Origin of the sequence: Pseudoduganella flava, from assembly GCF_007830495.1 — a bacterium.
GTDB classification, from domain to species: Bacteria; Pseudomonadota; Gammaproteobacteria; order Burkholderiales; family Burkholderiaceae_D; genus Rugamonas; species Rugamonas flava.
On the sequence record NZ_VLKW01000010.1, the window covers coordinates 57,879 to 71,061 of the forward strand.

Below are 13,183 nucleotides of genomic sequence, written 5' to 3' on the forward strand. Positions count from 1 at the left end.
AATATGTGGAAAATGTGTTGGAAATGTGTTCGAGCAATCGTCAGCGTCCGGCCGCCACCTTGCCGCCGTGGGTTTGCGGCGCGCCACGCAGTGCCCGCACGCAGAAATTGTTCAGCCTGACCAGCAGTTCGCCGCTCTCGTTCAGCAGACGGATCTCGTAGCGCCGGATGTCGGCCTGGCCCTGCTGGCCGGCGGCCGGCGCCACGTGCGCGTAGCAGGTGCCGGTCAACGGACGCAGGATCTCCACCTCGTCCAGCGCGAACGGCAGCCACGGCGTGCCCGGATCGTCGACGGCCGCGATGCCCGCCACCGTCTGCAATGCGCCGTCGATCAGGCATGGATGCAGCATGTATTGATCCAGGTCGTCGCGCAGCCGTGCGTCCAGCGCCAGTGCCGACAGCGCATAACCGTCGCCGATGTGGAGCGCCGTCACGGTGCGGAAGCTGGGACCGTATTGCAGGCCCGCCTGCGCCAGCCGGGCATAGAAGTCGGCGGCCGGCACGGTGATGCCCGCGGCCGCGGCAAGCTGGTGCACCGGCATCGGTGCCGCGGTCCGCGCATGCCGGCTGATGCGGCCGTAACCGACCCGGCCTTCCGAATGCAGCACCCGCTCGTCGTCCTCGTCGAACGACACGATCACGAACTCCGCGTTGTCGCCGTTCGCCTTCAGGATCGTGCGCACGGGCCGCGGTGTGTCGCCCAGCAGCAGCGGCTGGGCCCACACGATGTCCTCGATGCGCGTCACCGTCTCTTCGCCAGCCACCGCACCGGCAACGGCGGCCAGCTCGAGGAAGCCGGCGCCCGGGAACATCGGCTGGCCGTTCACCACGTGGTCGCGGCCGTAGTACTCGGCCGCCGACAGCGACGACGCGAAACTCACTTCGCGCAACGTCGACGCGTTGTGCGATACCAGCGGATGCAGCCGGGCGATCGGCGGGCGTGCCGGCGCCCGCTCCCGCGGTGTGCTCGAAACCCAGTGACGCTCGCGCGCGAACGGGTACGTCGGCAGCGGCAGGCGCAGGGGATGCGCCGTGCCGTACCACGTGTCCCAGTCGAGCACATGGCCGTCCACCCACAGCCGCGCCAACGCCGCCAGGTCGCCGGCGTCGAACAGCGCACGCGCCGAGCCGTCGTCCTTGCGCCGTTTTTCCGCCCGGCCCGTCAGCACACCGGCGTCCGTGGTGCCGGCCAGCGCATCGATGAGCTGCCCGGCGCTGTGCACGACGACCGCCAGCCGTTCTTCCATCGCTTCGCGGCCCACTTGCAAGGTGTAGGCAAGCCGGCCCAGGTCGGTCTCCGGCTGCGCCGTGACGTACGCGAGCAGTTGCGCCGCGCACTCGCGCAGCCGCTCCCGGTTGCGGGCCGACAGAACGATCAGCTGCGGACCATGGCTCGTCGCAGGTGCGGGCGCGGCATATTCCTCCAGCAGCAGACAGGCATTCACGCCGCCGGCGCCGAACGAATTGACGAGCGCGCGGCGCGGCTCGCCGTCCGGCGCCTGCCAGGGCGCCACGCGATGCTGCAGCGTGAACGGCGAATGCGCGAAATCGATGTTCGGATTCGGCGTCTCCGAATGCAGCGTCGGCACCAGTTCACGGTGGCGCAGCTGCAGCAGAACCTTTGCCACGGCGGCCACGCCGGCCGCCGACTCCGCATGGCCGACATTGGCCTTCACGGAGCCGAGCGCGCAGCGGCTGGCAGCGCCGTGGCGCTGGCCGAATGCCTGCGTCAGCGCCGCCACTTCCAGGCTGTCGCCCAGCTGGGTGCCGGTGCCGTGGCCTTCCACATAGCCGATCGCCTGCGGCGGCACGCCGGCCTGGTCCAGCACCGCGCCGATGACGGACGCCTGCGCCGCCGGGTTCGGAGCCGAATAGCCGTTCGAGCGGCCCGCGTGGGCCGTTGCCGCGGCGGCGATGACGCCGTAGACATGGTCGCCGTCCGCGATGGCCCGTTCCAGCGGCTTCAGCACGAACGCGCCGACACCCTCGCCTGGCACGAAGCCGTCGTCGCCCGCGCCGAAGCTGCGGCAGGCGCGGTCCTGCGCCAGCATGCGCCGGCGGCAGAACGACTGGTACTTCGACGGGTGCAGGTACAGGTTCACGCCTCCCGCCACGGCCACCTGGCACTCCTGCCGCGCCAGGCTTTCGCACGCCAGCTGCAGCGCCACCAGCGACGACGAGCAGGCCGTGTCCACCGGGATGCTCGGGCCCTGGAAGTCGAACACGTACGACACGCGATTCGCGATCGACCATGGCAACGAACCGGGGCGCGCGACTTCCGTGCCGTCCGCATCTTCCTCGGCCAGCAGGTGGTAAGTGTTCGTCGTGACGCCAGCAAATACCCCCACGTCCGCGCTGGCGCCACGCGGGTGCCGCTTCTTCAGGCTGTCGCGGGTATAGCCGGCATCCTCGAACGCGGCCCACACGGATTGCAGGAACAGCCGTTCCTGCGGGTCGATCAGGCGGGCGTCGTCGGCCGGAATGCCGAAGAACGCCGCATCGAACTGGTCGACGTCGTCGATGAAACCGCCCCACTTGCCGTAGATGCGGCCTTGCGCGGCGCGGGCCGGATCGGCTTCGTACAGTGCCTCCGCATCCCAGCGCGACGGCGGTACCGTATCGACCAGGTCGTGGCCGGCACGCAGGTGTTCCCAGAACTCGTCCAGCGACGCGGAGCGCGGCAGGCGCACATGCACGCCGACGATCGCCACCTTGCCCGATGCGGGCGGTTGTGCGGCCCGCGGTTGCGCGATGGGCTCCGGCTGTTGGCGGGGCGGTTCGGCCGGCACCGCCGCACCGAGATGGCGCGCCAATGCCGCGGGGGCCGATGCCGCCAGGTGCGCGGCCAGTGCCTCGATCGTCGCATGTTCGTAGAACAGCGTCTTCGGCAGCGGCCCCAGGTCTTCCTCGAGGCGCGCGTTCATCCGCCCGATCATCATCGAATCGACGCCGAAAGAGTCGAAGCGCTCCTGCGTGTCGATGCGGTCGGCGGCGAGCTTGATCTCCTGGCCCAGCACTTCTTGCAGGTACGCGGCCGTGGCTTCGACCAAGGCCGGCGCTTCGGCCACCGACACCGGGGGTTCGCTCGCCTGCCGGGTGTCCCGGGTCAGGTACGCCTTGACGCGGTCGGCGTCGCCATACAGCACCACGCCCTGCGCCGCATCCGTTTGCAGCAGCGCTTCCCAGCAACGCAAGCCCACGTCGCTCGGCAGCGGCGCGAGGCCGGTACGCCGGCTGGCCAGCGCGACATCGTCCGGCGCAAGGCGCATGCCGCCTTCCTGCCAGTACGGCCAGGCGATCGACAGCGTCCTGCCATGGCGCGTGCCGGCGGCAACGGCCGCGTCCCGTTCGGCCGCGAAGCCGTCCAGGAAGGCATTCGCATAGGCGTAGTCGCACTGCCCCGCATTGCCGGCCACGCCGGCCACCGACGAGAACAGCACGAACAGGTCCAGGTCCAGATCGGCCGTGGCCAGGTCCAGGTTCAGCGTGCCTTGCACCTTCGCGGCCAGCACCTGACGCATCTGCTTGCGTGTCTTGTTGACGATGAACGCGTCGTGGTGCACGCCGGCGCTGTGCAGCACGCCGTGCAGCGCGCCAAAGCGTACCGTCGCCTGTGCCACGGCCTGCCGCGCGCCTTCGGCACCGGCGATATCGGCCTGCAAATAGCACGCGTCGCCGCCCTGGGCGCGCAGTGCCGCCAGTTTCGCTTCGCCATCCGCATCCAGCGGCGAGCGGCCCGTCAGCACGACCCGGGCGCCATACCGCGCGCACAGCATTGTGCTGAACAGATAACCCAGGCCACCGAGACCGCCGCTGACGAGATAGACGCCGCCATGGCGCAGCGGCGGCTGGCCGCCTTGCGGCAGATGCAGCGGCTCCAGCGCGCGGACCTGGCGCCCAGCGGCGCCGTAGCGCACTTCCTCGTTGTAGAACGGTGCCGCCAGCTCGGCCGCCAGCACGGCGTCCACGCCATCGTCGTTGTCGAGCGCGATCGTCTTCCACGTGTAGCCCGGGTGTTCCTGCGCCAGCGTCTTCAGGTATGCGGCCAGCGCGGCGTGCAGCGCGTCGCCGCGGTGCATGCAGGCGATCCGTACCGGCGCCGTTGGCGCATGCCGCAGCAGCGCCTTGCTCAGGTGGTGCAATGTGTACAGGCCGCGGTCGAGCCGCGCGGCGGTGTCGCCATCGTGTTCCGGCATCAGCAGGACCGTGCCGGGCAAGGTGCCGGCGGCCGCCAGTTGCGCGATGTGGGCGTCCAGCGCGGCCTCGTCGCGGCCGGCCGGTGCCGGCAGTGCGCCCACCTGGGCCGGGCCGCCGATGCACAGCAGCGGGCCGGCGCTGCCGGTGCCCTCGGATGCCGGTGCCGCCTGCCACGTCGGCCGGTAGCACAGCAATTGGTCGCCCTGTACGGCCGGCGCCGCGGCTGCCGCCACCACGGGGATGGCGTCGATCCAGTAGCGTTCCCGCTCGAACGGGTACGTCGGCAGCGAGATGCGGCGCCGCTGTCTGTCGCGATGCAAGAGCGCCCAGTCGATGCTCACGCCACTGGTCCACAGGCGCGCCAGCTTTGCCAGATCGCGCTGGGCCAGTGTCATGTCGACAAACGCCGCACCGGCGTCGCCGTCGATCAGCGCGCCCGAGCCTTGGCGCGCGTCGCGCAGGCTGCCTTCGACCACCTCGGCCGCCGTGCCATCCGCGGCCCACTGGCGCAGCTTGTGCGCCAGATCCGGTTTGTCCGCCGCAACGATGGCGATTCGCTCCGCCATCGGCGTGCGCCCGACCTGCGACGTGTAGGCGATGTCGGCCAGCGCGGCCGGCGCAGCGGCGACGAAGTCCGCCATCGCCAATGCGTAACGGGCCAGCGTGGCGCGGTTGCGGGCCGACAGCACGAACAGCGCCGGGCCGTCCGCCTGCTGCGCGGGTACGGCGACGAACTCCTCGAGGACCAGGTGCGCGTTCGAACCGCCGGCACCGAACGAGCTCACGCCGGCGCGGCGCGGGCTGCCGTCCATGCGCGGCCAGTCGGCCAGCGCGCGCTGCACGTGGAACGGCCCGCTGGCGAAGTCGATGTGCGGGTTCAGTTCTTCCGCATGCAGCGACGGCGCCAGCTGGCCGTAACGGAACTGCAGCAGCACCTTCGTCACCGCGGCGATGCCGGCGGCCGATTCCAGGTGGCCGATGTTCGATTTTACCGAACCGATCGCGCAGGTCGCGCCGCGGCCGTCGAACGCGCGTGCCAGCCCCGTCACTTCGATGGGGTCGCCCAGCGACGTGCCAGTGCCGTGCGTTTCGATGTAGCCGATCGTGGCCGGATCGATGCGGGCGTGCTCCAGCACGTCGTGAATGAGTTCCGCCTGGGCCAGCGGGTTCGGCACCGTGTAGCCGTTGGTCTTGCCGCCGTGGTTGATCGCACTGCCCTTGATGACGGCGTAGACCTGGTCGCCGTCGCGCAGCGCATCGCGCAGCGGCTTGACGAGCACCGCACCGACGCCTTCGCCCGGCACGTAGCCGTCGCCGCCGGCCCCGAAGCTGCGGCAGCGCCCATCCGTGGACGTGAAATTGCCCTGCGCAAGGCTCAGGTATTTGTTCGGGTGCAGCGACAGGTTCACGCCGCCGGCCACCGCCACGTCGACGGTACCCTTGCGCACGTCCTCGCAAGCCAGGTGGAGCGCCGTCAGCGACGACGAGCACATCGTGTCCAACGCCAGGCTCGGGCCCTTGAAGTCGAAGAAGTACGACACGCGGTTGGCGATCGACGCGAACGACGAACTGGGCACCTCGCCAGCGGCCCCGGAATACAGCTCGTACTGCCCCCACATCGCGCCGACGTACACACCGACGCGGGGCTGCGCCAGTGCGTCGCGGCCGTACCCCGCGTCCTCGATGGCCTCCCACACGGTTTCCAGGAACAGCCGTTCCTGCGGGTCGATCAGTTCCGCCTCTTTCGGCGAGATGTTGAAGAACAGCGCATCGAAGCAATCGACGTCGTCGAGGAAACCGCCCCATTTGCTGTACGACTTGCCGGGCTGGTTGCGGCGCGCATCGTAGAAGCGCGCATGGTCCCAGCGGCCGGCCGGAATCTCGGTGACGCTGTCGCGGCCGTTCTTCAGGTTGTCCCAGAACTCGGCCAGGTCGCGCGCCTGCGGATAGCGGCCGGCGACACCGACGATGGCCACGTCGTCATCGCGCACAGTGGCCGGCGCGGCGAAGCGGGCCTGGATGGGCAGGCGGATCGGCGCGGCAGCAGCCGGTGCAACTGCCGTGGTGACGGGCGCACCGCCCGTCTTGGTGCGGACGACGTCGGGGTAGGCCTGCACCAGATGGGCGGCCAGCTTCGCGATCGTCTGGTACTCGAAGAACAGCGTCTTCGACAGCGAACCGAAGCTTTGCTCCAGGCGATTCGTCAGCTTCATCGCCAGCACGGAGTCCATGCCGTAGCGCTCCAGCGGCGCCTTCGCGTCCACTTCGTGCACGGGCACGCCAAGCAGCGCGCAGAATTCGTCGGCCAGGAAGCGTTCCGCCTGCGCCTGCAGTTGCGGCGTGCCGGTGGCGGGAGCTTCCGCCTGCACGGCCGCCGTTGCAGGTGCCTGCCGCGGCGCCAGCGCACGGCGCAGCCGCTGCTCGTCGCCTTCCAGCACGAGCACCCGGCCGCCGCCTTGCGCCAGCGCGCCATGCAACGCCCGCATGCCGCTCCGCGTGGCCAGCGGCACCATGCCGGAAGCACGGGTCAGCAGTTCCAGGCTGTCCGCATCGAGCCGCATGCCGCCATCGGCCCACAGCGGCCAGTGGATCGCCAGCGTCTTGCCGTGGCACGTGCCCCCTGCCACCAGCGTGTTGCGGTACTCGGCATAGTGGTCCATGAAGCCGTTGGCGGCCGCGTAATCGCCCTGCCCCGTATTGCCCAGCGCGGACGCGACGGACGAGAACAGCACGAGGAAATCCAGCGCGATGCCGCGCGTGGCCAGGTCCAGGTTGACGGTGCCGTCGACCTTCGGTGCCAGCACATCGCCGAACGCGGCGCTGGTCTTGCTGATCAACAGGCCGTCGCGCACCATCCCCGCGCTGTGCAGCACGCCGTGCAGCGCGCCATGTTCGGCGACGATCGCGGCCACCGTCGCCGCAACGTCGTCGCGGCGACCCAGGTCCAGCTGGCGATAGGCCAGCCGCGCCGCCGGTACGGACAGTTCGGCCGCCAGCGCATCGAGCATCGCGCGCTGCTCCGGTTGCAGCGCCGCGCGCCCCGTCAGCACGACGGTCGCATCGACCGCGCGCGTCAGGATCTCGCGGGCGAACAGCAGCCCCAGGCCGCCCAGGCCGCCCGTGATCAGGTACACGCCGCCGTTGCGCAGCGCACTCGGGTAATCGGCTTCGGCCACCCGCGGCTGCCAGCGCAGCACTTGCTGCATGCCTTCCACGCAGCGCACCAGCGTGTCGCCCGGGCGCCCTGCCGCATCGCGCAACTGCCGCGCCAGCGCGGCCGCATCGATCGCCGGCGGCACCAGCACCACCTGCCCCGTCAATGCCGGCTGTTCGATGCGTGCCGTATCGAGAAGGCCGGACAGGCCGGCCAGCACGGCATCGGTGCCGGCCGCACCAATCGCCACCTGGAGCAGCACGCGTTCATCGCGCGCCTGCTGCAGCAGGGCGCGCAGCCGGGCGAACGTGCCCAGTGCCGCGTGGCGGTAGCGGTCCGCCACGCCGGCGATGCCATCCAGCGCGATGCGCGTCACGTCCGCACCGGCCAGCTCGTGCTGCAATGCTTCCGCCGCCGGCAAACCATCGCCGCAAAGGAGCACGACGTGCCGCCCGGCCGGCGCTGCCGCCTGTGGCGCGCCCGCGGCTTCCCATGCGGGGCTGGCCAGCAGCAAGGCCGGTCCCGTTTGCGCCGGCGCCAACGTGCGGGCCGCCAGCCCGCGCAGGCGTACGCACACGGTGCCGTCCGCGTCGCACAAGTCGATGTCGACCTTGCGCACGGCTTCCCCGCTGCCGGCACCCTCGCGTACCCAGGCGAACATCCGCGCCGTGCAGGGTGCCGCGACTTCCAGCGCATCGAGCGCGAAAGGCACCGCCGGCTGGTCCGGCAAGCCGCCCGGGGCCAGTGCCAGCGCAGCCTGCAGGGCCGAGTCGAGCAGCGCCGGGTGCAGCACATACGGGTCGATATTCGCCCCTGCGGGCAGGGCCAGCTCGGCCAGCACCTGGCCATCGCCCCGCTCCAGCGCCACGATGCAGCGCATCGACGGGCCGTAGTGCAGGCCCAGCCCGCGCAGCGCATCGTACAGCGCCGTGCCGCTCATCGTTCCTTGCGACAGACCGGCACGTACAGCCTCCAGGTCGAGCCGTTCCGGCGCCTGGGCACCGGACAGCACGATGCGGCCCTGGCAATGGCTGGCCGCCGCGCTGTGCAGCGCGAAGTCGATCGCGTCACCCGCGGGCGCCAGGGCCAGCGCAACCCGCGTTGGGCACTGCACGACCACCGGCTCCGTCCACGCGACATTCGCCAGCCCAATGCGGCGCGGCCCATCGGCCGGCAGCGCCAGGTCGATCGCGGCACGTGCCATCTCCAGGCACGCGACGCCGGGCAGCATGCGCCGCGGCTCCTCGCCGGCGCGACCGACGCGGTGGTCGGCCAGGAAGAATTCCCGTCCCGTGAATTCGGATGTATAGCCCTGCGCGTGGAAGTCCGACGTGTTCGCATGCAGCAGCGGGTGCAGCGCATGCGCCTGCGGCAGCGCCGCCGTGGCGGCCTGCCCGGTGCCGATCCAGTAGCGCTCGCGCGCAAACGGATACGTGGGGAGGCTGATGAACGCAGGGCGCTCGGCACCCAGCAGTGCGCGCCAGTCGAACCCGACGCCCTTGACCCACAGGTCCGCCAGCTTGGCCAGCTTGCGGCGCATGACCCATTTGCCGATCGCCTCGGCCATGTCCTCGTCGTCGGCGAGGAGCGCGAGGCCCTCGTCGTCGCGCCGCACCTGGCCCTGGTGGCAACCGTCGATGCCGCCGTCGCCTTGCGTGTAGCGCGCGAGACGCTCGGCCAGCTGGGCCACCGAGTCGACGACGAACGCCAGCCGGTGATCCATGGCCTCGCGGCCCAGCTGCAGGGTGCAGGCCAGCGCCGGCAGGTCGACCGGCCCGCGCTCCAGGAACGCGGCCAGGTCCAGCGCCTTCTGCCGCAATTGCTGCGCGGTGCGGGCGGACAGCGGCACGATCACGCCGCCCGGCACGCTGTCGCGCAGCGGCGCCCGCTCTTGCCGGTATTCCTCGATGACGAGGTGGGCGTTCGAGCCACCGGCGCCGAACGACGAAATGCCGGCGATGCGCGGCACCGGGCGGCCGTCGACCTCGATCCGCTCCCATGGCCTCAACGCCTGGTTGACGGCGAACGGCGACGCGGCGAAGTCGATGTGAGGATTCAGCACGGCCGAGTGCAGCGACGGCACCAGCATCCCGTGCCGCATCTGCAGCAGCACCTTCGTCAGGCCCGCCATGCCGGCGGCCGATTCGCAATGGCCCACGTTCGACTTCACGGAGCCGATCGCGCAGTACTGGCGCGCATCCGTGTGGCGGCGGAACACCTGCGTCAGCGCGGCGATCTCGATCGGATCGCCCAGCCGCGTGCCGGTGCCGTGCGCCTCGATATAGCCGACGTGGCGCGGGTCGACGCCGGCATCGTCCAGCGCCTGTTCGATCACGGCGCCCTGCGCGCGCGGGTTCGGCACCGAGTAGCCGTTCGTCTTGCCGCCGTGGTTCAGCGCACTGCCTTTGATGATGCCGTAGATATGATTCCCGTCGCGCACGGCGTCGGACAGGCGCTTCAGCACCACCGCACCGACACCTTCGCCGGGGATATAGCCGTCGCCGCCCTCGCCGAAGCTCTGGCAATGCCCGTCGCCGGAAATGAACTGGCCGGCCGACAGGATCAGGTATTTGTTCGGGTGGATCGTGACGTTGACGCCGCCGGCGATCGCCACGCCGGTGCGGCCCAGCTTCAGGTCCTGGCAGGCCAGATGGATCGCCGTCATCGACGACGAGCACATCGTGTCCAGCGTCATGCTGGGGCCATGCACGTTCAGCAGGTACGAAACGCGGTTGGCGATGCTGGCATAGCTGACGGGCACGCCAATGCGCTCGCCCCGCAGGCTGGCTTCGGCGCCGAACAGCTGGTATTCGCCGTACATCACGCCCACGTACACACCGACCTGGCCGCCGGCCACCTGTTGCAAGGCGGCGCGGGTATACCCCGCATCCTCGACGGCCATCCACGCGTGCTGCAGGAACAGCCGCTCCTGTGGATCGATCATCCCCGCATCGGCCGGCGGCATGCCGAAGAACAGCGGGTCGAATTCGTCGACACCGTCAATGAAGCCGCCCCACTTGCTGTAATGGCTGCCGGGCGCCGTGCGGTCTTCGCTGTAGTAGTCGCGCCAATCCCAGCGTTCGGCCGGGACCTCGACGATGCAATCCTTGCCGTCGCGCAGATTGGCCCAGAACGCATCCACGTCGGGCGCTTGCGGATAGCGGCCGGACAGGCCGACAATCGCGATCGGCTCGGCTGCCGGCACCGGCATCGCGGCCGGCGTGCCACGGCGGCGCGGCCGGCGCGATGGCTGCGGCGCGGCGGGAGCCGTCGCCACAGGTGAAGTGGCAGCCGGCGCGGCCGCACCACACAGGGCCGCCAGTTTCGCCCCATGGCTGGCGATGAAGTAGGCAGCCAGTTCGCGGATCGTCTGGTATTCGAAGAACAGCGTCTTCGGCAGCGAGCCGAAACTGCTTTCCAGCTGCGCCGTCAAGTCCATTGCCAGGATCGAGTCGATGCCGTAGCGCTCCAGCGGCGCCTGCGGGTCGATCTTCTCGGCCGCCAGCTTCAGCACGACGGCGAACTGGCGGCGCAGGAATTGCTCGACTTGTTCCGCCGTCACGTCCGCCGCGAACTGCGGCGCCGCCTGGACCACGGCGGCAGGTGCGCCCAACAGCGTGCGCCGCAGCCGCTGCACATCGCCGGCCGCGACGAGCAGCCGGCCAGCCGGCAGTTGCAGCGCATGGTGGAACGCACGCAGGCCATCGGCCGTCGTCATCGGCGTCATGCCGGTGCGTTGCGTCAGCGCCGCCTCGGTGGCGGCATCGGGCCGCATTCCGCCTTCCGCCCACAGGGGCCAGTCGATCGACACCGTCGCGCCATGCCGCTGGCCGAGCGCGACGAGACCGTTGCGGTAGTCCGCGTAGCCGTCCATGAAGCCATTCGCGGCCGCGTAATCGGCCTGGCCCGGATTGCCGAAGGCCCCGGCGATGGACGAGAACAGCGCGAAGAAATCCAGATCCAGGCCGGCCGTGGCGAGATCGAGGTTGACGGTGCCCGCCACCTTCGGCCCGAACACGCCCTTCAGCTGATCCGCGCTCTTCTTCAGGATGAAATCGTCGTGGATCGTGCCGGCGCAATGCAGCACGCCCGTCAACGGGCCGATCTCGCGTGCCAGCGTGGCGACGGCATCCGCCACCTCGTCGCGCGACGTCAGGTCGAGCTGGCGGTAGTGCACCCGCGCCCCCAGTTCGCGCAGCGCCTGCGCGCGTTCGGCCGCAGGCGCGCGGCCCGTCAGCACCACCTGCGCGGCACTGGTCTGTGCCAGGATCTCGCGGGCGAACAGCTGGCCGATACCGCCGAATCCCCCGGTGATCAGGTAGATGCCGTGGTCCTTCCAGGCCGGCAGCGGCGCGGTGCCGGCCAGCGCTTCCCAGCGCAGCACCTGACGCGTGTTGTCCACGTAGCGGACGACGAGGTCCGCGCCGGACTCCTGCGCCAGCAGCGGCGAGAGGTCCGGCGTGGCGATGTCGGCGGGCACCCACAGCAACTGCGCGGCCACGCGGGGATTTTCCTGCGCAGCCGTGCCAAGCATCCCGGCGATGCCGGCAAAGGGCATGTGCTCGGCATCGTCCGGGACGACCACCTGCACCAGCGCGTCAGCGCCATTGGCGGACAGCACGGTGTGCAGCTTGTCCAGGCAAGCCAGTGCCAGCGCCGTGTAACGCTCGTCGCTGCGCTCGGCCGATGGCGTGTCCAGTGCCACGGCGTCGCACCCCAGTGCGGCCACCTCCACCTGCGGCAGGTCGCAGACGATCACGTGGCGCTGCGCGCTGCCCTGCCCCGCTGCGGCGGTGGCTTGCCAGCGCGGCACGGCCATCAGGCAACCGGTGGCAGGCGCCGCATCGGCATCGGCCACCGCGCGGGCCGAGAAGCCCAGCATCTGCACGCGCACGTCGCCCGCCTCGTCGCACAGGTCGATGTCCAGCTTGACGATCCGCTCGCCCGCGCCGGCCCGGCGCACCCATGCGAACATGCGCCGTTCGCAGCCGCCGAACACGCGCAGCGTCTCCAGCGCGAACGGCAGCGGCGCGCCTGCGCCATCTTCCATCACGAGGCCCATGGCCGCCTGGATCGCGCTGTCCAGCATGCTGGGGTGCAGCCGGTAGCGATCGCGCTCGCCCTCCAGCGCGGCCGGCAGCACGATCTCCACCAACAGCTCGGCCGCACCGCGCTGCACTGCCCGCACGCCCTGGTGGGCCGGGCCCAGGTCGATGCCGAGCCCCGCGATCGTTCGATACAAGTCCGCGCCGGTGGTGCGACCCTGGTTCATCCGGGCTGCCAGCGCAGCCAGGTCGTGCCGTGGTGCGGCCTGCGGCGCACACACGACGGCAGCACCCTGGCAATGCACGCTGTCGCCGGCGACGACTTCGAACTCCACCCGGTTGCCGATCGCCTCGTCCTTGAACAGCGCCACCGTCACGTCGCGCTGGTCGGGGAAGACGATCGGCTGGACCCAGGCCACGTTGCGCAGCTCCAGCACCGTGCCCGCCGCACCGGGCGGCAATGCCATCTCGACGGCGGCGCGGGCCATCTCCAGATAGGCGACGGCCGGCAGTACCTTGCGGCCCTGTACGCGGTGGTCGCGCAGGAAGAACTCGTCCCCGGAAAAGCTGGTCGCATAGCTTTGCTGCGCCAGGTCCGACGTATTGCGGTGGACCAGCGGATGCAGTACGGCTCCCGGCTGCGCCGGGCCGGCCGAGTACTGCCTGATCAGGCCCAGCGCATCCGTCTTCGACAGGTTCTTGCGCTTGAGTTCGGAAACGACGTAGGCAACGAAATCGATCATGTTGGTTCTCTGCTCAAAGTGTCTTTAAAGATGCGTGGCAGCCGG

General features: G+C 70.4%; 1 protein-coding gene. It reads right to left on the reverse strand.

Annotated elements, in window-relative coordinates; translation table 11 throughout:
* Nucleotides 1-40: 40 nt before the first annotated feature.
* The gene (locus tag IP92_RS22575) at nt 41-13,138 is read right to left on the reverse strand and encodes an SDR family NAD(P)-dependent oxidoreductase (protein WP_145879441.1); all 13,098 of its coding nucleotides are present in this window, start codon (nt 13,136-13,138) and stop codon (nt 41-43) included.
* Nucleotides 13,139-13,183: the final 45 nt, after the last annotated feature.